This is a genomic window from Streptomyces sp. NBC_01433, from assembly GCF_026340105.1.
Lineage (GTDB): Bacteria > Actinomycetota > Actinomycetes > Streptomycetales > Streptomycetaceae > Streptomyces.
The window spans coordinates 3,845,461-3,868,672 of the sequence record NZ_JAPEPM010000001.1 but is presented as its reverse complement, the minus strand read 5'-3'; the positions used below and the strand labels follow the sequence as shown (position 1 = coordinate 3,868,672).

Genomic DNA, 23,212 nt, shown 5'->3' with positions numbered 1-23,212 from the left:
TAGCGCTCGTTAACCTGAACGCAATGCGTTAACGCTCATTAACAATCGCGGTACGGGCAAGGGGGCTCGACACGATGCAGCAGGCACCGGTCCTGACGAGCGCGGCCGATCCCGCCTCGGAGGCCTGGCAGGCCAACGAGGCGGCGCATCACGCGCTCGCCGAGGAGCTGCGCACGCGGCTCAGCACGGCACGGCTCGGCGGGGGTGAGAAGGCCCGCGCCCGGCATGTGGCACGCGGCAAGCTGCTGCCCCGGGAGCGGGTGGACACCCTGCTCGATCCGGGTTCGCCCTTCCTGGAGCTGGCCCCGCTGGCGGCCGAGGGGCTGTACGGGGGCGCCGCCCCGGCGGCCGGGGTGATCGCCGGAATCGGGCGGGTCAGCGGCCGGGAGTGCGTGATCGTCGCCAATGACGCCACGGTCAAGGGCGGCACGTACTACCCGATGACCGTGAAGAAGCATCTGCGCGCCCAGGAGGTGGCGCTGGAGAACCGGCTGCCGTGCCTGTATCTGGTCGACTCGGGCGGGGCCTTCCTGCCCCTGCAGGACGAGGTGTTCCCCGACCGGGACCACTTCGGGCGGATCTTCTACAACCAGGCCCGGATGTCGGGGGCCGGTATCCCGCAGATCGCGGCGGTGCTGGGGTCCTGCACGGCGGGCGGGGCGTACGTCCCCGCGATGAGCGACGAGGCCGTCATCGTCCGCAACCAGGGGACGATCTTCCTCGGCGGTCCGCCGCTGGTGAAGGCCGCGACCGGTGAGGTCGTCACGGCCGAGGAGCTGGGCGGCGGCGAGGTCCACTCCCGTACGTCGGGGGTCACCGACCATCTCGCGGAGGACGACGCGCACGCGCTGCGCATCGTCCGGAACATCGTGGCCACGCTGCCGGAGCGCGGCGCGCTCCCCTGGTCGGTCCGGCCGGCCGAGGAGCCGAAGGTCGACCCCGCCGGTCTGTACGGGGCGGTGCCGGTCGATTCCCGCACCCCGTACGACGTACGCGAGGTGATCGCGCGGGTGGTGGACGGCTCGCGGTTCCAGGAGTTCAAGGCGGAGTACGGGACGACGCTGATCACCGGCTTCGCCCGTATCCACGGGCACCCGGTCGGCATCGTCGCCAACAACGGCATCCTGTTCTCCGAGTCCGCCCAGAAGGGCGCGCATTTCATCGAGCTGTGCGACCAGCGCGGCATCCCGCTCGTCTTCCTGCAGAACATCTCCGGCTTCATGGTCGGCCGCGACTACGAGGCCGGTGGCATCGCCAAGCACGGCGCGAAGATGGTCACGGCGGTCGCCTGCACGCGGGTGCCGAAGCTGACCGTGGTCGTCGGCGGTTCGTACGGGGCGGGCAACTACTCGATGTGCGGCCGGGCCTACAGCCCCCGCTTCCTGTGGATGTGGCCCAACGCCAAGATCTCCGTGATGGGCGGCGAGCAGGCCGCCTCCGTGCTGGCCACCGTCAAGCGCGACCAGCTCGGCGACGACTGGAGCGCCGAGGACGAGGACGCCTTCAAGGCCCCGATCCGCGCCCAGTACGAGACCCAGGGCAACGCGTACTACGCCACCGCCCGGCTCTGGGACGACGGGGTGATCGACCCGCTGGACACCCGGCAGGTGCTGGGTCTCGCCCTGACCGCCTGCGCCAACGCCCCGCTGCCCCAGAAGGACCCGGCCGGGCCCGGCTTCGGCGTCTTCAGGATGTGAGGAACAGATGACGATGTTCGACACCGTTCTGGTCGCCAACCGCGGCGAGATCGCCGTCCGGGTGATCCGGACCCTTCGGGAGATGGGGGTGCGCTCCGTCGCCGTCTTCAGCGACGCGGACGCGGACGCCCGGCATGTACGGGAGGCGGACACGGCGGTCCGGATCGGCCCGGCGCCCGCCGCGCTGAGCTACCTCAGCGTGGACGCCCTGCTGGACGCGGCCCGCCGCACCGGTGCGCAGGCCGTGCACCCGGGGTACGGGTTCCTCGCCGAGAACGCGGGCTTCGCGCGGGCGTGCGCGGACGCGGGGCTGGTCTTCATCGGGCCGCCCGCCCCGGCGATCTCCCTGATGGGCGACAAGATCCGGGCCAAGGAGACCGTCTCGGCGGCCGGGGTGCCGGTGGTGCCCGGTTCCTCGGGCAGCGGGCTCACCGACGCCCAACTGGCCGCCGCCGCGCGCGAGATCGCCATGCCGGTACTGCTGAAGCCCTCGGCGGGCGGCGGCGGCAAGGGCATGCGGCTGGTCCGCGACGAGGCGCTGCTGGCCGACGAGATCGCGGCGGCCCGGCGCGAGGCCCGTGCCTCGTTCGGCGACGACACGCTGCTGGTGGAGCGGTGGATCGACCGGCCTCGCCACATCGAGATCCAGGTGCTGGCCGACGCGCACGGCCATGTGGTGCATCTCGGCGAGCGCGAGTGCTCGCTCCAGCGCCGCCACCAGAAGATCATCGAGGAGGCGCCGTCCGTCCTGCTGGACGAGGAGACCCGGGCGGCGATGGGTGAGGCGGCCGTCCAGGCGGCCCGCTCCTGCGGGTATGTGGGCGCGGGCACGGTGGAGTTCATCGTCCCGGGCAACGACCCCGCCGCGTACTGCTTCATGGAGATGAACACCCGTCTCCAGGTCGAGCACCCGGTCACCGAGCTGGTCACCGGCCTCGACCTGGTGGAGTGGCAGCTGAGGGTCGCGGCGGGCGAACACCTCCCGTACGCCCAGGGCGACATCACCCTGACCGGGCACGCGATCGAGGCCCGGGTCTGCGCCGAGGACCCGGCGCGCGGCTTCCTCCCCTCCGGCGGCACGGTGCTGGCCCTGCGCGAGCCGCAGGGCCACGGGGTGCGGACGGACTCCGGGCTCAGCGAGGGCGTGCCGGTCGGCAGCCTGTACGACCCGATGCTGTCGAAGGTCATCGCGTACGGCCCCGACCGCGCCACCGCCGTACGCAAGCTGCGCGCGGCCCTCGCGGACACCGTGATCCTGGGCGTCCCGACCAACGCGGGCTTCCTGCGCCGTCTGCTGGCCCACCCGGCGGTGGTGGCGGGCGAGCTGGACACCGGCCTGGTGGAGCGCGAGGCGGACGGGCTGGTCCCGGACGGGGTGCCGGACGAGGTGTACGCGGCGGCTGCCGCGCTGCGGCGTGACGCGCTGGATCCCCGGCCGGACGCGGGCGGCTGGACGGACCCCTTCTCCGTACCGAACGGCTGGCGCACGGGCGGCGCACCGGCCCCGCTCGTCTTCCCGCTGCGAGTGCCGGGAGGTGAACCAGCGACGCACGCCGCCCCCCGCGAAGCGACGGTCACCCCGGACGGCGTGACCGTCGAACTCGACGGCGTCACCCACCACTTCCACCGCGGCGGCCACTGGCTGGGCCGCGACGGCGACACCTGGCACGTCCAGGACCACGACCCGGTCGAGGCGTCCCTGAGCGGCGCCGCCCGCGCCGGGGCCGACACGCTGGCCGCGCCGATGCCCGGGACGGTCACGGTGGTGAAGGTGGCCGTCGGGGACGAGGTCGAGGCCGGGCAGAGCCTGCTGGTGGTCGAGGCGATGAAGATGGAGCACGTCATCTCCGCGCCGCACGCCGGCACCGTCACCGAACTGGACGTCACCGCCGGAGCCACGGTCGCCATGGACCAGGTCCTGGCCGTGGTGGCGCCCGTAGCCGCAGCCGGGGAGGAATCATGACCGCACGACCGCACGGGCTGCCCATGGAGGTGCCCGCCCCGGACCTGCCGCCCCGGGTCCGCATCCACGAGGTCGGGGCCCGCGACGGCCTCCAGAACGAGAAGGCGGTCGTCCCGACGGAGGTGAAGGCGGAGTTCATCCGCCGACTCGCCGTCGCCGGGCTCACGACGATCGAGGCGACGAGTTTCGTCCACCCCAAGTGGGTGCCCCAACTGGCCGACGCGGAACAGCTGTTCCCCATGCTCGGCGACATCGCGGACGTCGGGGACGTGGCGCTGCCGGTCCTCGTGCCGAACGAGCGCGGTCTGGACCGGGCGCTGGCGCTCGGGGCCCGCCGGATCGCCGTGTTCGGCTCGGCGACCGAGACGTTCGCCGCCCGCAATCTGAACCGGACCGTCGACGAGTCGCTCGCCATGTTCGAGCCGGTCGTGGCCCGCGCCAAGGCGGACAAGGTGCATGTGCGCGGCTATCTGTCGATGTGCTTCGGCGACCCGTGGGAGGGGCCCGTCCCCGTCCACCAGGTCGTCCGGGTCGCCAGGGCGCTGATGGACCTGGGCTGCGACGAGCTGTCCCTCGGCGACACGATCGGCGTCGCCACCCCCGGCCACGTACGGGCGCTGCTCTCCGAGCTGAACGAGGGGGGCGTGCGCACCGACACCATCGGGGTGCACTTCCACGACACGTACGGCCAGGCGCTGTCCAACACCCTCGCCGCGCTCCAGCACGGGGTGAGCACCGTGGACTCCTCCGCGGGCGGCCTCGGCGGCTGCCCGTACGCGAAGAGCGCGACGGGCAATCTCGCCACCGAGGACCTCGTGTGGATGCTCGACGGCCTCGGCATCGACACCGGGGTCGACCTCGGCGCGCTCACCGCCACCAGCGTGTGGCTCGCCGAACAGCTGGGCCGCCCCAGCCCCTCCCGTACCGTCCGCGCGCTCTCCCACAAGGAGTGAGACACCACATGTCCCTGGATCACCGGCTGACCGCCGAGCACGAGGAACTGCGCCGCACCGTGGAGCAGTTCGCGCACGACGTGATCGCCCCGAAGATCGGCGACCTCTACGAGCGCCATGAGTTCCCGTACGAGATCGTGCGCGAGATGGGGCGGATGGGACTGTTCGGGCTGCCGTTCCCGGAGGAGTACGGCGGCATGGGCGGCGACTACCTCGCCCTCGGGATCGCCCTCGAAGAGCTGGCCCGGGTCGACTCGTCGGTGGCGATCACCCTGGAGGCCGGGGTCTCGCTGGGCGCGATGCCCGTCTACCGCTTCGGCACCGAGGAGCAGAAGCGGCAGTGGCTGCCGAGGCTCTGCTCGGGCGAGGCGCTGGGCGCGTTCGGCCTGACCGAGCCGGACGGCGGTTCGGACGCGGGCGGTACGCGCACGACGGCGGTGCTCGACGAGGCGAGCGGCGAGTGGGTGATCAACGGATCCAAGTGCTTCATCACCAACTCCGGTACGGACATCACGGAGCTGGTGACGGTGACGGCGGTGACCGGCCGCAAGGAGAACGGCGCCCCGCGCATCTCCTCGATCATCGTGCCCTCCGGCACCCCCGGCTTCACGGTCGCCGCCCCGTACTCCAAGGTCGGCTGGAACTCCTCGGACACCCGCGAGCTGTCCTTCACCGACGTCCGGGTCCCGGCGGCGAACCTGCTGGGCGAGGAGGGCCGCGGGTACGCGCAGTTCCTGCGGATCCTGGACGAGGGCCGGATCGCGATCTCCGCCCTGTCGACGGGCCTGGCGCAGGGCTGTGTGGACGAGTCGGTGAAGTACGCCGCCGAGCGGCACGCGTTCGGCAGGCCGATCGGTACGAACCAGGCCATCCAGTTCAAGATCGCCGACATGGAGATGCGCGCGCACATGGCCCGCATCGGCTGGCGCGACGCGGCGTCCCGGCTGCTGGCGGGCGAGCCGTTCAAGAAGGAGGCGGCGATCGCCAAGCTGTACTCCTCGACGGTCGCGGTGGACAACGCGCGTGAGGCGACCCAGATCCACGGCGGCTACGGCTTCATGAACGAGTACCCGGTGGCCCGGATGTGGCGCGACTCGAAGATCCTGGAGATCGGCGAGGGCACGAGCGAGGTCCAGCGGATGCTGATCGCCCGGGAGCTGGGGCTGCCCGCCTGAGCGGTGACCACGGCTCGGGGAAAGCCGCTGTGCGTCCGGATGCGGGGCGCACGGCGGCTTTCTGTTTGAGCGGTCATCCGGTCACCCGGTCTGAAGGCTTGTGGTGGCATGGCCTGGCACCATCCGGTGCCACGCGGCGCCGTCCAGCGCCATCCGGTGCCATTCCGCGCCCCCGGAAGCGTTCACGCATGCATGGCGCCACACTTTCCCAGACCGGTGCCACCACATCTCCGCAGGTCAGAGCGATTTCAGCTACAACCGACCCAAGAATGTCACCACATGGCTTGCACATGGAGCCATTGTGGTGCCACTATTGCGTCATGGACCTCACCCCGTACGTCGACACCCTCCGCCGCGAACTCGCGGTGGCCGCCGCGGCCGGCGGCGACGAAGCTCGCGAGCTGGCAGAGAGGCTCACCGCTCCCCTGGAGTCGGCGACCCGGCTGGCCATGCTGAATGTGCTCTCCGCCGCGACGGACGAGATCACCCGCGAACTCGCCCCGGGCTCGGTCGACGTACGGCTGCGTGGCCTCGACCCCGACTTCGTGGTGGTGCTGCCGCCCACCGAGGGGGACGCCCCCGCGGAGCCCGCAGCACCCCTCGAACCGCTCAGGGCCCCGGCCCCGGCCGACGGCGAGGAGGGCGGCCCCGCCCGCGTCAATCTGCGGCTGCCCGCCCACCTCAAGGCGCGTGCCGAGGAGGCCGCGAACCGCGAGGGCCTGTCGGTCAACGCGTGGCTGGTGCGGGCCGTGTCGGCCGCGGTCGACGGCGGCTCCCGGCCGCGTACGACGGAGAAGGCGCAGACCGTCGGACAGAACTTCACGGGCTGGGTGCGCTAGCCGCACCCCCGCCCGCACCACTTCACCCACACCACGTCCCACCAGCGGGGACGCCACGAGGACCCAAGAGGACGGGACAGCCATGCCTTCTTTCGACACTCCCCAGCCGATCTCGGTCAACGCCCGTGTGGACGCGGGTTCCATCCAGTTCGCCGCGGCCGACCGCCCCGACACGGTTGTCGAGGTGCGGCCCCGTGACCCGAAGAAGGACAAGGACGTACGGGCCGCCGAGCAGACCGAGGTCACCTTCGCGGGTGGTGTCCTGACCCTCAGGACACCCAAGCAGCGCTACCTCGTCGGGCCCACCGGCAGCGTCGACGTGACGGTCGACCTGCCCACGGGCTCACGCGTCGACATGACCGGCTCCTGGACCCAGGTGCTCGGCGCGGGCCGGCTCGGCGACGTCCGCGTGAAGACGTCCTCCGGTGACGTCCGCCTCGACACGACCGGCCCGCTCCACCTGACCGCCTCCCACGGCTCGATCACCGTCGACCGGGTCGAGGGCCCGGCCGAGATCACCACCAGCTCCGGCAGCCTGCGCGTCGGCCTGGTCGACGGCACCGCCGTCCTGAAGAACTCGCACGGCACCACGACCGTCGGCGCCGCGACCGGCGACCTGCGGGTCAGCGGCGCCAACGGCGACATCGACATCGAACGCGCCGAGGGCTCCGTCACCGCCACCACCGCCCACGGCACCCTGCGCGTCACCGAAGTCGCCCGCGGCACCGTCCAGCTGGAGACCTCCTACGGCGCCATCGACATCGGCATCCGCGAGGGCACCGCCGCCTGGCTCGACGTCAGCTCCGGCCGCGGACAGGTACGCAACACACTCACCGCCTCCGAGACCCCGGACAAGACCGAGGACACCGTCGAGGTCCGCGCCCGGACCCGCTGGGGCAACATCGACATCCGCCGCGCCAAGTCCTGACCCCGGCACGACTAGCACCACCGGCACCACTGGCCTCACCGGCCTCACCTCACTTCAGCTACCCCCCAGCCACTTCAGCCTCCGATTGGGAGGGCTCCATGCCTTTTTCTGTCATGCCCATGTCCACATCTGGGCAGGGTGACAGTCACTCGTCACCGGCCGCCGTCTCCGCCGTCGGTCTGCGCAAGTCGTACGGCGACAAGACCGTCCTCGACGGCATCGATCTGTCCATCCCGGCCGGGTCCGTGTTCGCCCTGCTCGGCCCGAACGGCGCCGGCAAGACCACCGCCGTGAAGATCCTCTCCACGCTCATCACCGCCGACGGCGGACAGGCCCAGGTCGCGGGCCACGACGTCACCACGTCACCGGACGGGGTGCGGGCCGCGATCGGTGTCACCGGGCAGTTCTCCGCCGTCGACGGGCTGATCACCGGTGAGGAGAACATGTTCCTCATGGCAGACCTGCACCACCTGTCCAGGGCCGAGGGGCGGCGGGTCACCGCCGAACTGCTGGAGCGCTTCGACCTGACGGAGGCCGCGAAGAAGCCCGCCTCCACCTACTCCGGCGGCATGAAGCGCCGCCTGGACATCGCCATGACCCTGGTCGGCAACCCGCGGATCATCTTCCTCGACGAGCCCACCACCGGCCTCGACCCCCGCTCCCGCCACAACATGTGGGGCATCATCCGCGAGCTGGTCTCCGACGGCGTCACCGTCTTCCTCACCACCCAGTACCTCGAAGAGGCCGACGAACTCGCCGACCGCATCGCCGTCCTCAACGACGGAAAGATCGCCGCGGAGGGAAGCGCCGACGAGCTCAAGCGCCTCATCCCCGGCGGACACGTACGGCTCCGCTTCACCGACCCGGCCACGTACCAGTCCGCCGCCTCCGCGCTGGACGAGGTCACCCGCGACGACGAGGCGCTCTCGTTGCAGATCCCCAGCGACGGCAGCCAGCGCGAACTCCGCTCCCTCCTCGACTGGCTCGACACCGTCGGCATCGAGGCCGACGAACTGACCGTCCACACCCCCGACCTCGACGACGTCTTCTTCGCCCTCACCGCCAGGACCAACGTCCCCAACCAGCCCAAGGAGAACGTCCGATGAGCTCCCTCTCCCTCGCCGTACGCGACTCCAACACCATGCTGCGCCGCAACCTCCTGCACGCACGGCGCTACCCGTCCATGACGCTGAACCTGCTGCTCACCCCGATCATGATGCTGCTGCTCTTCGTCTACATCTTCGGAGACGTGATGAGCGCGGGCATCGGCGGCGGCGGTGCCGACCGCGCCGACTACATCGCCTACATCGTCCCCGGGCTCGTGCTGATGACCATCGGCAGCACCACCATCGGCACCGCGGTCTCCGTCTCCAACGACATGACCGAAGGCATCATCGCCCGCTTCCGCACCATGGCCATCCACCGCGGCTCCGTGCTCGTCGGACACGTCGTCGGCAGCGTCCTGCAATGCGTGATCAGCGTGATCCTCGTCGGAGCCGTCGGCGTGGCCATCGGCTTCCGCTCCACCGACGCCACCGCCCTGGAATGGCTCGCGGCATTCGGACTGCTCGTCCTCTTCGCCACGGCACTCACCTGGATCGCCGTCGGCATGGGCCTGATCAGCCCGAACGCCGAAGCCGCCAGCAACAACGCCCTGCCCCTGATCCTGCTCCCGCTCCTCTCCAGCGCCTTCATCCCCGTCGACACCATGCCGGGCTGGTTCCAGCCGATCGCCGAATACCAGCCCTTCACCCCCGCCATCGAAACCCTGCGCGGCCTGCTCCTCGGCACCGAGATCGGCAACAGCGGATGGCTCGCCATCGCCTGGTGCGTCGGCCTCACCGTGCTCGGCTACTTCTGGTCGACCGCCAAGTTCAACAGCGACCCCAAGTAACCACCACCCGCGACCCGAAGTAGCCACCGCCCGCAGCCCCACCCGCCCCCGGGGCGGCGCACCCCGACACCACGTCGGGGTACGCCGCCCCGTCGGCGTTCCCCGAAACTCGCTCGACACCGCTCGCCCCGCCCCGGCAGAGTCCCGTCATGACACCCCGACACTGGCCCCTGTACGGGCTCCGCGTCCGTACCCCCCGTCTCGAACTGCGCCTTCCCGGCCCCGATCTGCTCGACGCGCTCGCGTCGGTCGCCGCCGACGGGGTGCACGCGCCGGACAGCATGCCGTTCACCGTGCCGTGGACCGAGGGGGCGCCCGACGAGGTCGGACGGGCCGTGTACCAGCATGTGCTGGCCACGGTGGCGAACTGGTCGGTGCGGGACTGGACGCTCAGTCTGGCCGTGCTCCACGAGGGCGAGGTCGTCGGGCGGCAGGACGTGTCGGGGCGGGAGTTCGGCGTGACCCGGGAGGTCGCGACCGGCTCGTGGCTGGGGCTCGCGCACCAGGGCAGGGGCATCGGCACCGAGATGCGGGCCGCCGTGCTGCATCTGGCCTTCGCCGGACTCGGCGCCCGGTACGCCACGTCGGGTGCGGTGAACGGCAACACCCGTTCGCTCGGCGTCTCGCGCCGCCTCGGCTACGTACCGGACGGGCTGGACGTCGAAGCCGTACGCGGCGAGAGCGTCACCGTGCGGCGGCTGCGGCTGGACCGGGCCCGCTGGGAGGAGCACCGGAGCGTCGAGGTCACCGTCGAGGGGCTCGACGCCTGCCGGGCGAACTTCGGCGGATGACCCGTACCCACGTACAACCCTTGGCCACCGACAGCGGTCTTCGCTGTGCCGCACGGCCGTGACCCGCTGACGCGCACGGCCCTGTTCCACCGGTTCGCCCGGTCCTCATCCGCAGGAGAAACAGCCCTTCATGCAGCAGTCCCCTCGCTCCCCCCGTGCCCGCACGGCCCTCGCCGTCGCCGCCGTGCTCGCCGCCGGGCTGACTCCGCTCACCCTCGCCCCGCCCGCCTCGGCCGCCGCCGCGAAGAACTACGACGACTTCAACGGGGACGGCTACCGCGACCTGGCCGCCTCCTACGCGTACACCAGCATTCACGACGGCTCGCTCGACTTCACCGGTGGCGCGGTCCAGGTCACGTTCGGCGGGCCCAAGGGGCTGACGGCCCGTACGCAGCTCATCCACCAGGACTCCGCCGGTGTCCCCGGTGCCGGGGAGGCGAACGACCAGTTCGGCACCGCGCTGGCTCATGCCGATCTGAACCGGGACGGATACGCCGACCTCGTCGTGGGCAACCCCGCGGAGGAGTCCGGCAAGACCCCCGTCGGCTCGGTCACCATCCTGTGGGGCTCGTCCAAGGGGCTGAAGGGCGGCACCGCACTGCCCCGGAAGGGCGGCGGAGCGTACGGGTCCTTCGGCAGCGACCTGGCCACGGGCGACTTCAACGGGGACGGCAAGCCCGACATAGCCACGCTCAACGCCAGTGACACCTACCTCTACCGAGGCGGCTTCACCAAGTCCGGCGGCCTCGGCAAGGTCACCAAGTACGACAAGGCCAACGGTAGTTGGTACAGCGAGAGCCTGGCCGCCGGCAAGGTCAACGGGGACGGGAAGACCGATCTGGTCATCATCGGCGTGCACGGGACCGACAAGTTCTTCCGCACCGAAGCCTGGTTCCTGAAGGGCGCGTCCGGCGGGCTGACGTCGGGCCCGACCAAGGTCATCGACAGCAAGAAGCCGCACTCGGGCCTGGACGCCGCGATCGGCGACTTCGACCGGAACGGCTACGGGGACATCGCCATCGGCAACCACTACGAGAACGGCGGACGCGGCTCGGTGACCCTCTGGTACGGCACAGCGAGCGGCCCCGGTTCCAGGAGCGGGAAGCTCAGCCAGTCGACCGCCGGTGTCGCGGGCGCCTCGGAGCCGGACGACTCCTTCGGCCAGGCCCTCTCGGCCGGCGACGCCGACGGCGACGGGTACGCCGATCTGGCCGTCGGCGTTCCGTGGGAAGCGGCCGGGAAGAAGAACTCCGTCGGCGGGGCGTACCTGTTCCTCGGCGGCTCCGGCGGGCTCAAGGGATCGCGTTCCCAGGTGATCGGCAAGACGCTGCCCGGAGTCGCCGGAGGGACGGTGGAGGGCGACGGCTTCGGCTACGACCTGCGCCTCCGGGACCTGAACCGGGACGGCAGGGCCGATCTGGCCGTGGCGGTGCCCGGCGAGAACACGGTGCGCGTGCTGCCGGGAGCCAAGGGCGGGGTGACCGGCACCGGTTCGTACGTCGTCAAGGAGACCGGAACGGCACTGCCCGACTAGCGGGCACGAAACGGCGGAACGCCGGAATGGCGGGAAGGCGGGAAGGCGGGAAGGGGCCGGGCGGGGCCGGTGGCCGCGCCCCGCCCCATTCCGTCCGGCGACCCATTCCACAGACACAAAGGTTAGGCTAACCTTCCTTTGGATTGCCGTTGCCGGGGCCGGGCCGTCCGCCCGCGGGCCCCGCCCGTACCGGAGGAACTCCCGTATGACGACTGCTCCCGCACCCGCCATCACCCCCTTCCGGTTCTTCGGCCTGACCGTGCTCCGGACCCGACGGCTGAGCCCCACGATGCACCGGATCACCTTCGGCGGCTCGGGGCTCGACGGATTCGCCGCCGGGGGCCGTGACCAGAGCCTGTCGCTGTTCCTGCCGCACCCGGGGCAGTCCGGGCCGGTACTGCCCACCGGCGAGGACTGGTTCGCCGAGTGGCGGGCACTGCCGGAGGACGTGCGGGCGGTGATGCGCTCGTACACGGTGCGCGCGCAGCGACGTACGGCCGATGGATCCACCGAGGTCGACATCGACTTCGCGCTGTACGCGGACAGCGGTCCCGCCGGCCGCTGGGCGATGGCGTCCGCCCCGGGGCAGTCGCTCAAGGCGCTCGGCCCGGCCGCCGAGGACAACACGGCCGTCCGCTTCCGGCCGCCCCAGGACACCGACTGGGTGCTGATCTGGGCCGACGAGACGGCGCTGCCCGCCGCGTCCGCCGCCCTGGAGTGGCTGCCCGCCGGGCTGACCGCGCGGGTGTGGCTGGAGGTGCCGCACACCAAGGACCGGCAGGCCCTCAACACGGCGGCCAGGGCCAGGATCAGCTGGCTCGTACGGGGCGAGGGCGCCCCCTCGGCCGTGGACACCGTCCGGGCCGCGGAACTGCCCGGGGGCACCCCGTACGCCTGGATCGCGGGCGAGTCGTCCGGGGTACGGGCGCTGCGCCGCCATCTCACCCAGGAGCGGCGGTTCGACCGCGAGCGGGTGACCTTCGTCGACTACTGGCGCCGCGGGCTCAGCGAGGAGCAGCTGCGGGCGGAAGCGGCCACCGAAGACGCCTGAGCCGGACCGAAAACGCCTGAGCCCGGACGAAGGACGCACGGCCCGGAGGACGTGAGACGCACGACCCGGAGGACGGAAGTCGCCCGAGCCGGACGGCATCCGCGCCTCCCGCCGGACGGCATCCGCATCTCCGCCCGACGGCGTCCGTACGCACCTCTCGGGGCCGAGGAATCACCCCGCCGGAAGTCAAGTTAGGCTAACCTAACTTAGGCATCGCACCCTCGTCCCCCGCTTTCCCTGTCCGGAGGGCGGCGATGACGTTCCCCTCACCCGGGAGGACCCCTCATGCGTTCGCACCTGCTCAACCACACGACCGCGGAGCAGTACCGGCGCACCGTCACCGCAGGAGTGGAACGGGTCGCGGCCGGACTCGCCGCCGCCGACCGCCCCTTCAGCGGGGTCGGCGTCGATGAACTCTCCCCCGTCGTCGGCGCCATCGACCTGGACCGGCCGCTGGGCGATGTCTCGGCCGCCCTCGACGAGCTGAGCGGGGTCTATCTCCGTGACTCCGTCCACTTCCACCACCCGCGCTATCTGGGCCATCTCCACTGCCCCGTGGTGATCCCCGCCGTGCTGGGCGAGGCCGTGCTCTCGGCCGTCAACTCCTCGCTGGACAGCTGGGACCGGAGCGCCGGTGGCACGCTCATCGAGCGCCGGCTGATCGACTGGACCGCCGAACGCATCGGGCTGGGCCCGGCCGCCGACGGCATCTTCACCAGCGGCGGAACGCAGTCCACCCTCCAGGCCCTGCTGCTCGCCCGCGAAGAGGTGGCGTCCCGGCCCGAGCACTTCGCCCGGCTGCGCGTCCTCACCTCCGAGTGCGGCCACATCGGGGTGCGGAAGGCCGCCAAGATCCTCGGCCTGGGGCCCGACTCGGTCATTTCCCTGCCCGTCGACCGCGACAAGCGCGTGCAGACCGTGGCCCTGGCCCGCGCGCTGGAGCGGTGCGCCGCCGAGGGCACCGTCCCGATGGCCGTCGTCGCCACCGCGGGCACCACGGACTTCGGCTCCATCGACCCGCTGCCGGAGATCGCCGCGCTCTGCGAGCAGTTCTCCGTCTGGATGCACGTCGATGCCGCGTACGGCTGCGGACTGCTGGCCTCCCGCGGGCGCCGCGGGCTGCTCGAAGGCATCGAGCGCGCCGACTCGGTCACCGTGGACTACCACAAGTCCTTCTTCCAGCCGGTGAGTTCCTCCGCCGTACTGGTCCGGGACCGGGCGACGCTGCGCCACGTCACGTACCACGCGGAGTATCCGGACCCGCGGCGGATGACCGGGGAGCGCAGCCCCGACCAGGTCGACAAGTCCCTCCAGACGACCCGCAGATTCGATGCGCTGAAGCTGTGGATGACCCTGCGCGTCATGGGCGCGGACGGCATCGGCGAGCTGTTCGACGAGGTCTGCGACCGGGCCGCCGAGGGCTGGCGGCTGCTGGCCGCCGACCCGCGCTTCGAGGTGGTCGTCCGGCCGCGGCTCTCCACACTGGTGTTCCGCTTCATCCCGTCCGGCGTCACCTCGCCCGCCGAGATCGACCGCGCCAACCTCTACGCCCGCAAGGCGCTCTTCGCCTCGGGCGAAGCGGTCGTCGCCGGTACGAAGGTCGGCGGGCGCCAGTACCTGAAGTTCACCCTGCTCAACCCGGAGACGACCGCGCGGGACATCTCCGCGGTGCTCGATCTGATCTCCGGCCACGCGGAGAAGTACCTCGGCGAGTCCCTTGTCCGCGCTTCCTGAGCCGCACGGCTTCACGTCCGCCGTGATCACCACCGTGATGGAGGCGCTGTTCGCCGACCCGTCGGTACGCCGGGGGCTCGTCGGCCCCGAGGGGCGTGACGACGCCGTGCACGCGCCGCACGGGCCAATGGGTTTCGAGGTGATCCGGGAGATCGCCGGACCGGGGAGGAGCGCCCTGCTCGGCGCCCGCGCGCGGGAACGGTTCCAGGCCAACACCACCGGAGGTTCCCGCTGTTGACCACCCTCCGTGCCGACTGCGTCGCCCACCTCCCCCGGAGCGCTGGACCACCACAAACAGACTGCTCGTCCGCAAAGCCCTCGCAAAATTCAGCCACGCGCGGCTTCTCCCGTTGAACGCACGGGACTTCTTCACCGACCTGCGTTCCACGCCCGGACCCACGGCGCGGGCCCTGCCGGTCAACCCGGAGGCGGTCTCCTCCACCCTGGCCGGAACCGCGTACCGGCCGGCCGGAGAACCGGCCACCTCCGCCGAACGCGTCACCGCCGGATTCCGTACCGTCCCGGCGGACCCGGCGGCGACGGCGGCGGCAAGCAGCAGCGGCAGCGGCGCCCCAGCCGCTCAGCACGCCGAAGAAGCCGAAGTGCCCGATCGCCGCGTAGCGACGGGCCCATGAACGGGTGAGCGCCCGGAGACGGTCCTCCGGGCGCTCACCTTCTCGTACGTACCGGGCGTCAGCCCGTCACTGTCCGGCCCACGGCACCTGCGGCGACCGGTAGAAGTCGATGCCGAGCGCGGTCAGCCGCGGCCCCTGGGCGGCCAGCCGCACCTTGTACGTCTCCCAGTCGTGCGTCGCCGCGGGAGACCAGCCGAGCTCCGCCACTCCCGGCAGCCGGGGGAAGGCCATCTGCTCGATCTCCGTGCTGTCGGTCAGCGTCTCCGTCCAGAGCGGCGCCTCGACGCCGAGGACGGAGCCCTCCGGCGCGCCTTCCAGGTACGTCGCCGGGTTCCAGTCGTAGGACCGCTGGACCTCGACGAGCCCGGCCCAGGACAGCCCCAGCTTGGTGTCCTTGGTGTACTTCATGTCGAGGTAGGACCGGTCGGCCGGGGACAGGATCAGCTTCGTACCGCTCTTCGCGGCGTCCACCACCTGCTGCCGCTCGGCGGCGCCCGTCCGGTCGTAGCCCCAGTACTGCGCCACGGCCCCTTCGACCGGCTTCGCCCCGGTCAGCTGGTGCCAGCCCATCACGGTCTTGCCGTACTTCCCGACGGTCGCCTGCGCCTTCTCCATGAACGCCACGAAGTCCTCGTGGCTGGTGGAGTGCGCCTCGTCGCCGCCGATGTGGAGGTACTTGCCGGGGGTGAGCGCGGCCAGTTCGCGGACGACGTCATCCACGAAGTCGTACGTCACGGCCTTCGGGACGCACAGCGAGCTGAAGCCGACGGTGGTGCCGGTGTAGAGGGGCGGCGCGATGCCGTCGCAGTTCAGCTCGGCGTAGGAGGCGAGTGCCGCGTTGGTGTGGCCGGGCAGGTCGATCTCCGGGACGACCTCCAGATAGCGGGAGGCGGCGTACCGGACGATCTCCTTGTAGTCGCTCTTGGTGTAGTACCCGCCGGGCCCGCCGCCGACCTCGGTGGAGCCTCCGTACGTGGCCAGCCGGGGCCAGGAGTCGATGGCGATGCGCCAGCCCTGGTCGTCGGAGAGGTGCAGATGCAGCTTGTTCAGCTTGTAGAGGGCGAGTTGGTCGATGTACCGCTTCACCTCGGCGACCGAGAAGAAGTGCCGCGAGACGTCGAGCATCGCGCTCCGGTAGGCGTAGCGCGGGGAGTCGGTGACGGTGCCGCCCGCGACCTGCCATGGCCCTGCCTGGCGGGTGTCCCGCTCCACCCGGTCCGGAAGCAGCTGACGCAGCGTCTGGACGCCGTGGAAGAGCCCGGCGGGCTCTCGGGCGGTGATGGTGACGGCGCCCTTGGCGGACCGCAGCCGGTAGCCCTCCGCGCCGAGACCTGGGTCGCCGTCGCCGAGCTCCAGCCGGATGCCGTCGCGGCCGTCGCGGCCGGTGACCGGCAGCGCGTAGCCGGTGGAGGGGCGCAGCAGGCCCGCCAGATAGGCGCCGATCTCGCGGACCTCGCGGGTGCCGTCGGCGACCCTGATTTTGGTCGACGGGGTGATGGCGTACGGGGATCCGCCCGGCATCACCTCGGCGGGGACGGGCACGAGCTGCCCGAGCGGCCGAGGCGCGTCCGCCCGTGCCGGGGCGGCGCCGCCGGGGGCGGATGTGGCTCCGATGCCCGCGAAACCGGCCGCCACGACGAGCAGCAGCGAGCCGAACAGACGGGGAAACGTTCTGTGCTGTGTCACAAGCCGGTCCCTTTCGACGGGGTCACCTTTGGTTCTCCTGTGCGACCGAACGGTTACCATCCGTATCGCGCAAGTCATGCACCCGTCAAGGACTAGACCTCTTCCGGCACAGGTGGCTGGCAGAATCACCGGCATGGCGGAAATCATCCAGCGCGACGGAACGTGGACCTTCGACGGCGAAACGGTACGGATCGTGCCGGGCGGCAAGGCCCATCCGGTACGGCAGGACCTGGGCGAACTCGCCGTCCCCGTACAGGCGCTGGCGGGCATCTCGTTCGAACCGGACCGCAAGGGCGGCCGGCTCCGGCTGCGGCTGCGCGGCGGGGCGTGCCCGGTGCTGCTCGCCGCGGACGGCCGGCTCAAGGACGGCGCGGACCCCTATGTACTCACGGTGGAGAAGGACCGCACGGGCGTCGCCGAGTACTTCGTCGACGAGGTGCGCAACGCCCTGCTGATCGAGCAGGTGCCCGAGTGCCCGGTGGACCGCTTCCTGCTGCCGGGACCGGCCCTCCCGGTCTCCGGCGGCGGCGGGGACGGCACGGCCTCGTTCGACGGGGAGACCGTCCGGCTCACCTGGAACTGGAAGGCCGAGGAGTCGAAGACCGCGGGCGGCACGGTCTCCTTCCCGGTGTCGTCCGTCACGGGGGTGCGCTGGCTGCCCGCCATGGGCCTGGAGAACGGGCATCTGCGCTTCGAGCTGGGGGGCGGACCGGTCACGGCGCCGCCGAAGTTCGATCCGCACTCGCTGGACCTGTGGGGTCTGTCGAAGAAGGAGTACACGGCGGTCCTGGTCGCGGCGGCGGTGCTGACGCGGCTGCCGGGAGCGCGGAAGGCCCTGGAGAAGTCCGGGGCGGCCGACGCGGCCCCGGCGGCCATCGCCCCCGCCGCCGCACCCGCGCCCGCGCCCGCCGCCGACGATCACGACGTGCTCCTGCGCAGGCTGCGGGAGCTCGGCGAGCTGCATCGGGCCGGAGTGCTCACCGACGAGGAGTTCAGCACGGCGAAACAGGCCGTACTGAAGCGCCTCTGACCCGATCGGCGGCCTCCCCGACGACCCCTTGCCCGATATCGGGCAGATTTCTTGCATAACACCTCGACGCCGCGCAATATCGACGAGTGCTCGAACGCCGCTCGTCGCACGACGACCTCATCGACCACCTCGTACGCTCCAGCGCGCTCCAGCGCGGCGAAGCGGCCCGGGTGATCCTCGACGTGCTCGCGTACTTCGACGAGACGACGGACGACTTCGTCCGGCGCCGCCACCGGGAACTGCGGTCCGGCGGCCTGGTCAATACGGAGATCTTCGAACGCATCGCGGCCGAGCTGCCGCACCGCGCGGTGGCGCCGCCGGAGCTCTCGCTCCGCCAGCTGCGCCGCATCGTCTACGGCTGAGCACGGTCCGGTCTTGTGCGTGGTGCACGTCTTGTGAGTGGTGCACGTCTTGTACGTGGTGAATGACTTGTACGTCGATGGAGGGGCAGAGACTCTATGTGCGGAATCGTCGGTTATATCGGAAAGCGTGATGTCGCCCCGCTGCTGCTGGAGGGCCTGCAGCGGCTGGAGTACCGGGGTTACGACTCCGCGGGCATCGTCATCACGGGCAAGGCGGCGGCCGGCAAGCCCGGCGCCCTGAAGACGGTCAAGGCCAAGGGCCGGGTCCGCGAGCTGGAGGCCCGGGTCCCCAAGCGGTTCGCCGGGACCACCGGGATCGCCCACACCCGCTGGGCCACCCACGGCGCCCCGAGCGACGAGAACGCCCACCCCCACCTGGACGCCGACAACAAGGTCGCCCTCGTCCACAACGGCATCATCGACAACGCCTCCGAGCTCCGTGCGAAGCTCGTCGCCGACGGTGTCGTCTTCCTCTCCGAGACCGACACCGAGGTGCTGGTCCACCTGATCTCCCGGTCGCAGGCCAGCACCCTGGAGGAGAAGGTCCGCGAGGCGCTGAAGTCCGTCGAGGGCACGTACGGCATCGCCGTCCTGCACGCCGACTTCAACGACCGCATCGTCGTCGCCCGCAACGGCTCCCCGGTCGTCCTCGGCATCGGCGAGAAGGAGATGTTCGTCGCCTCCGACGTCGCCGCGCTGGTCGCCCACACCCGCCAGATCGTCACCCTGGACGACGGCGAGATGGCCACCCTCAAGGCCGACGACTTCCGTACGTACACCACCGAGGGCTCGACCACGACGGCCACGCCCACCACGGTGGAGTGGGAGGCCGAGTCGTACGACATGGGTGGCCACGACACGTACATGCACAAGGAGATCTCCGAGCAGGCCGACGCCGTGGACCGGGTGCTGCGCGGCCGGATCGACGACCGCTTCTCCACCGTGCACCTGGGCGGTCTCAATCTGGACGCCCGCGAGGCGCGGGGCGTGCGCCGGATCAAGATCCTCGGCTGCGGCACCTCGTACCACGCGGGTCTGATCGGCGCCGGCCTCATCGAGGAGCTGGCCCGCATCCCCGCGGACGCCGAGCCCGCCTCCGAGTTCCGCTACCGCAACCCGGTCGTGGACCCCGACACCCTGTACGTCGCGGTCTCCCAGTCCGGCGAGACGTACGACGTGCTGGCCGCCGTCCAGGAGCTCAAGCGCAAGGGCGCACGCGTCCTGGGCGTCGTGAACGTCGTCGGCTCCGCCATCGCCCGCGAGGCCGACGGCGGCATGTACGTCCACGCGGGCCCCGAGGTCTGTGTCGTCTCCACCAAGTGCTTCACCAACACCGTCGTCGCGTTCGCGCTGCTCGCCCTGCACCTGGGCCGCATCCGCGACCTGTCCGTCTCCGACGGCAGGCGGATCATCGAAGGCCTGCGCAAGCTGCCCGAGCAGATCGGCGAGATCCTCGAAGCGGAGGACGACATCAAGAAGCTCGCCGAGGAGTACGCCGGTGCGCGGTCGATGATGTTCATCGGCCGGGTACGGGGATACCCCGTCGCGCTGGAGGCCTCCCTGAAGCTCAAGGAGATCTCGTACATCCACGCCGAGGCGTACCCCGCCTCCGAGCTGAAGCACGGCCCCCTGGCGCTCATCGAGCCGGAGCTCCCCACCGTCGCGATCGTCCCGGACGACGACCTGCTGGAGAAGAACCGCGCGGCGCTGGAGGAGATCAAGGCCCGCAGCGGACGCATCCTCGCCGTCGCCCACCGCGAGCAGGAGAAGGCCGACCACACCATCGTCGTACCGAAGAACGAGAACGAGCTGGACCCGATCCTGATGGGCATCCCGCTCCAGCTCTTCGCCTACCACACGGCACTGGCCATGGGCCGTGACATCGACAAGCCGCGCAACCTGGCGAAGTCGGTCACGGTCGAGTAGTCAGTTCCGCGGACGCCGCCCTCGGAGCCGTCCCGCCCCCTGCCACGGGGTGCGGGGCGGCTCTCGCCGTTCACACTCCAGGCGCACGCTCCGGGCGCGGCGCTTCACACGCAACGGTGAACTCGGGAACCCCAGGCGCCCCCTGACGCCCCGTCCGAGACTGGACCGACACCAGACCGACACCTGCCCCCGGCACCGGGGATTCCGAGGGCCAGGGAATTCAGGGGGTCAGGGGATGACGATCACCGGGCGCTGTGCGCGACGGGCGAGGCGCCCCGCCACCGAGCCGAAGATCCGGCCGACGATGCCGTGCGTGGAGCCGACGACGATGGCGTCCGCCGAATACTCGCGGCCGACCTCCTCCAGCTCATGGCAGATGTCGCCGCCGCGCTCGACCAGCACCCAGGGCACCTCGGAGAGGTAGTCGGCGCAGGCCAGTTCGAGCCCGAGGACCTCGGTCCGGTGATCGGGGACATCGACGAAGACGGGGGGCTCGCAGCCCGCCCAGACGGTGGTCGGCAGCCGGTTGGCGACATGCACGATGATCAGACCGGAGCCGGATCTGCAAGCCATGCCGACGGCGTACGCGAGGGCCCGTTCACTGGACGTGGAGCCGTCGAAACCGACCACCACACCGTGCCGGAACGCGGGATCGCAGGAATGACGTGTTTCTTCGACCGTCTGCGGTTCCGACCGGGGGTCGGCTACCTGCTTGCGGTCTGCGGGTTCAGGGATTTCGTGACCGGCCATCGGTGTCTCGGCGAAGAGAGTCCTCGTGAGGAGGGAGCGGCTTGCGAAGGTGCTTCAGCGGGTGGTGCGGCTGTCCGGGAATCATCTTCCCAACCCCCTACCCGCAAGGGTACGGCGCCACTCCTCCACTGCCCAGACCCCCGCAAAAGCGCGCACGACGTTGGAGGGAGCATGCCCGAGGCGGCCCCGTATGGCAATGCCGGTTGTGCACTACACCGAGCGCCACGCCGCCGGAGGAGTCCGATCGTCCTGTTTTCCGCACCCCGGGAAAGCGGACGGAAGGGAATCGGAGTACCGGGGAGTGACCCCTTCGAACGGTCCCCGTTAGCCACATCGTCACACCGTGCCACCAGGCCGCCACCTCAAGGAGCAGAGCCGTGCCCACCCCGCCGGGACCCTCGTCCGAGCCGAGCCCCGAAACCGCGCCCGACCGGGCGAGCGACGGGGCGGGCGACGGGGTCCGCTGGGTGGTCTTCAGCTGCCTGCTCGTACCGGCGGTTCTGGTGGTGTACGGCTCATCGGTCGGTAATGCCACCGTCTCCGCCCTCGGGCTCGCCTCCGTCACGGCAGTCTGCCGGCTGCTGCTGTGCCGGTCCGAACGCGCCACCGCCCGAGGGGCCGAAGGAGCGCACCGGAGCGGTCGCCAGGCGGGCAGTTGTGCGCCGGGCGTGACCGGATCCAGCACGCACAACCATTAGTTTTCAGCCAACTTCACATCTGCGCCGAATCCTTGGCGATATGGCCGACCAACCCACTTGCCACCAGGCAGGAAGAGACCGCGCGGTACGCTTTCACCCAACGCGGACGGGCCATGATCGCGAGGCGCACTTCCCTGCGCGGCCCGCGAGTGGAACGCTTCGTGATCGAATGCTTCGCGCCAAGTTGCCTTGTCGACATAGTGCCGACGGGGGAACGTGTCACGTCGGGACTGCGGGACACAGTAGATTCGATCATGGGGATCGAAGGCTGGGGACCCGTGCAATACCGAGGGGAAACGTGCAGGAGCGACAGGCCCGTAAGGACCAGGGAGACGCGAACACCGAGGGGGGCTTAGCGTCATGAGCCAGGACTCCGCCACCGCAACGGAGGCCGCACGAAAGCTGACCGGGCGGCGACGCCGTGAAGTCGTAGCCGTGCTGCTGTTCAGTGGTGGCCCTATCTTCGAGAGCTCCATCCCGCTCTCCGTTTTCGGAATCGACCGGCAGGACGCGGGAGTTCCCCGCTATCGCCTGCTGGTCTGCGGCGGCGAGGAAGGGCCGCTGCGTACGACGGGTGGACTCGAACTCACCGCGCCGTACGGCCTGGAGGCGATCAGCAGGGCCGGCACCGTCGTGGTGCCCGCCTGGCGCTCGATCACCTCGCCGCCGCCCGCGGAGGCACTGGACGCGCTGCGCCGCGCCCATGAGGAGGGCGCCCGCATCGTCGGACTGTGCACCGGGGCCTTCGTGCTCGCGGCGGCCGGTCTGCTGGACGGCCGCCCGGCGACCACCCACTGGATGTACGCACCGACGCTGGCCAAGCGCTATCCGTCGGTGCATGTCGATCCGCGTGAGCTCTTCGTCGACGACGGCGATGTGCTCACCTCGGCCGGGACGGCTGCCGGGATCGATCTCTGTCTGCACATAGTGCGTACGGACCACGGCACGGAAGCCGCCGGGGCGCTGGCCCGTCGGCTCGTCGTGCCGCCGCGGCGCAGTGGCGGCCAGGAGCGCTACCTCGACAGGTCTCTGCCTGAAGAGATCGGCTCCGACCCGCTCGCCGAGGTCGTGGCCTGGGCCCTGGAGCATCTCCACGAACAGTTCGACGTGGAGACGTTGGCCGCGCGCGCCTATATGAGCAGGCGGACCTTCGACCGGAGGTTCCGCTCACTCACCGGCAGCGCACCGCTCCAGTGGCTGATCACCCAGCGGGTGCTGCAGGCGCAGCGGCTGCTGGAGACCTCCGACTACTCGGTCGACGAGGTCGCGGGCCGCTGCGGCTTCCGCTCCCCGGTCGCGCTGCGCGGGCATTTCCGCCGCCAGCTCGGCTCCTCCCCCGCCGCGTACCGGGCCGCCTATCGGGCCCGTCGTCCGCAGGGAGGGATGGTGGAGAGCACCGCCACGGTGATCGACACGGTCGTGCCCATCCAGGGTTCGCCGTCCGGCCGCCGGAGCCCGGCGGTGTCGGTCGCGGCCTCGGGGGGCTCCTCGGAGCACTCCCTACCGGGTCCGGACGCGTACGCTCCCGGTCGCCCGGCCCTGCCGGGACAGCGGAGCGCCCCGTAG

At 71.0% G+C, this 23,212-nt stretch carries 20 protein-coding genes and 1 pseudogene; 19 read left to right on the top strand and 2 right to left on the bottom strand.

All coding sequences use genetic code 11. The features are described from left to right. Nucleotides 1-74 precede the first annotated feature (74 nt). The 14 genes and pseudogenes from OG413_RS17505 to OG413_RS17440 all read left to right on the top strand — a co-directional run. Nucleotides 75-1,697, top strand: coding sequence for a carboxyl transferase domain-containing protein (locus OG413_RS17505; RefSeq protein WP_266806628.1), 1,623 nt, complete (start codon nt 75-77; stop codon nt 1,695-1,697). Between the two features lie 7 nt (nt 1,698-1,704). Then, entirely contained in the window at nt 1,705-3,660 is a 1,956-nt protein-coding gene (locus tag OG413_RS17500) for a biotin carboxylase N-terminal domain-containing protein (RefSeq protein WP_266806626.1), read from the top strand. A 23-nt stretch (nt 3,661-3,683) separates the two neighbouring features. After that, nucleotides 3,684-4,613 (top strand): hydroxymethylglutaryl-CoA lyase, encoded by a 930-nt coding sequence (locus tag OG413_RS17495; protein ID WP_266810213.1) that lies wholly within the window; start codon nt 3,684-3,686, stop codon nt 4,611-4,613. An 8-nt stretch (nt 4,614-4,621) separates the two neighbouring features. After that, on the top strand, nt 4,622-5,788 hold the full coding sequence (locus OG413_RS17490) for an acyl-CoA dehydrogenase family protein (RefSeq protein WP_266806624.1): 1,167 nt from the start codon (nt 4,622-4,624) through the stop codon (nt 5,786-5,788). Nucleotides 5,789-6,108: 320 nt separating this feature from the next. Then, nucleotides 6,109-6,627, top strand: a complete 519-nt coding sequence (locus tag OG413_RS17485; protein WP_266806622.1) for a toxin-antitoxin system HicB family antitoxin — start codon at nt 6,109-6,111, stop codon at nt 6,625-6,627. An 82-nt stretch (nt 6,628-6,709) separates the two neighbouring features. After that, nucleotides 6,710-7,555, top strand: coding sequence for a DUF4097 family beta strand repeat-containing protein (locus tag OG413_RS17480; protein WP_266806620.1), 846 nt, complete (start codon nt 6,710-6,712; stop codon nt 7,553-7,555). 119 nt (nt 7,556-7,674) lie between these two features. Then, nucleotides 7,675-8,661 (top strand): ATP-binding cassette domain-containing protein, encoded by a 987-nt coding sequence (locus tag OG413_RS17475; protein WP_266806618.1) that lies wholly within the window; start codon nt 7,675-7,677, stop codon nt 8,659-8,661. Beyond that, on the top strand, nt 8,658-9,449 hold the full coding sequence (locus tag OG413_RS17470; protein ID WP_266806616.1) for an ABC transporter permease: 792 nt from the start codon (nt 8,658-8,660) through the stop codon (nt 9,447-9,449). Before OG413_RS17475 ends, OG413_RS17470 begins: the two co-directional genes overlap by 4 nt. A gap of 149 nt (nt 9,450-9,598) precedes the next feature. Continuing rightward, the gene (locus OG413_RS17465; RefSeq protein ID WP_266806614.1) at nt 9,599-10,240 is read left to right on the top strand and encodes a GNAT family N-acetyltransferase; all 642 of its coding nucleotides are present in this window, start codon (nt 9,599-9,601) and stop codon (nt 10,238-10,240) included. 130 nt (nt 10,241-10,370) lie between these two features. Further along, a complete protein-coding gene (locus tag OG413_RS17460; RefSeq protein WP_266806612.1) occupies nt 10,371-11,774 on the top strand; it encodes an FG-GAP and VCBS repeat-containing protein in 1,404 nt (467 codons plus the stop codon). Between the two features lie 205 nt (nt 11,775-11,979). Then, nucleotides 11,980-12,825: a siderophore-interacting protein gene (locus tag OG413_RS17455; RefSeq protein ID WP_266806611.1), complete on the top strand. Its 846-nt coding sequence runs from the start codon at nt 11,980-11,982 to the stop codon at nt 12,823-12,825. 285 nt (nt 12,826-13,110) lie between these two features. Continuing rightward, nucleotides 13,111-14,559 (top strand): aspartate aminotransferase family protein, encoded by a 1,449-nt coding sequence (locus OG413_RS17450; RefSeq protein WP_266806609.1) that lies wholly within the window; start codon nt 13,111-13,113, stop codon nt 14,557-14,559. Further along, nucleotides 14,543-14,797: a hypothetical protein gene (locus OG413_RS17445; RefSeq protein ID WP_266806607.1), complete on the top strand. Its 255-nt coding sequence runs from the start codon at nt 14,543-14,545 to the stop codon at nt 14,795-14,797. Before OG413_RS17450 ends, OG413_RS17445 begins: the two co-directional genes overlap by 17 nt. Beyond that, a pseudogene (locus OG413_RS17440) lies at nt 14,794-15,080 on the top strand (IucA/IucC family siderophore biosynthesis protein); the annotation flags it as partial. The gene OG413_RS17445 and the pseudogene OG413_RS17440, both read left to right, overlap by 4 nt. A 180-nt stretch (nt 15,081-15,260) precedes the next feature. On the opposite strand, the gene OG413_RS17435 reads toward OG413_RS17440, so the two are convergent. Further along, nucleotides 15,261-16,880: a beta-N-acetylhexosaminidase gene (locus OG413_RS17435; protein WP_266806606.1), complete on the bottom strand. Its 1,620-nt coding sequence runs from the start codon at nt 16,878-16,880 to the stop codon at nt 15,261-15,263. A 133-nt stretch (nt 16,881-17,013) separates the two neighbouring features. Here OG413_RS17435 and OG413_RS17430 point away from each other — a divergent pair, with 133 nt between their 5' ends. The 3 genes from OG413_RS17430 (at nt 17,014) to glmS (ending at nt 20,198) form a co-directional block, all read left to right on the top strand. Continuing rightward, complete coding sequence (locus OG413_RS17430; protein ID WP_266806605.1) at nt 17,014-17,910, top strand: DUF4429 domain-containing protein; 897 nt, start codon at nt 17,014-17,016, stop codon at nt 17,908-17,910. Nucleotides 17,911-17,996: 86 nt separating this feature from the next. Beyond that, complete coding sequence (locus OG413_RS17425; protein WP_073723503.1) at nt 17,997-18,272, top strand: hypothetical protein; 276 nt, start codon at nt 17,997-17,999, stop codon at nt 18,270-18,272. A 96-nt stretch (nt 18,273-18,368) separates the two neighbouring features. Beyond that, nucleotides 18,369-20,198, top strand: a complete 1,830-nt coding sequence (gene glmS, locus OG413_RS17420) for a glutamine--fructose-6-phosphate transaminase (isomerizing) (protein ID WP_266806603.1) — start codon at nt 18,369-18,371, stop codon at nt 20,196-20,198. 228 nt (nt 20,199-20,426) lie between these two features. Here glmS and OG413_RS17415 read toward each other — a convergent pair whose 3' ends face one another. Further along, the gene (locus OG413_RS17415; RefSeq protein WP_266806602.1) at nt 20,427-20,948 is read right to left on the bottom strand and encodes a universal stress protein; all 522 of its coding nucleotides are present in this window, start codon (nt 20,946-20,948) and stop codon (nt 20,427-20,429) included. Nucleotides 20,949-21,325: 377 nt separating this feature from the next. Here OG413_RS17415 and OG413_RS17410 point away from each other — a divergent pair, with 377 nt between their 5' ends. Together OG413_RS17410 and OG413_RS17405 are read left to right on the top strand one after the other, a co-directional pair. Beyond that, nucleotides 21,326-21,646 (top strand): hypothetical protein, encoded by a 321-nt coding sequence (locus tag OG413_RS17410; RefSeq protein ID WP_266806600.1) that lies wholly within the window; start codon nt 21,326-21,328, stop codon nt 21,644-21,646. A 360-nt stretch (nt 21,647-22,006) separates the two neighbouring features. Then, nucleotides 22,007-23,212 carry a helix-turn-helix domain-containing protein gene (locus OG413_RS17405; RefSeq protein WP_266806599.1) on the top strand — a complete coding sequence of 402 codons (1,206 nt, stop codon included), beginning with the start codon at nt 22,007-22,009 and terminating at the stop codon, nt 23,210-23,212.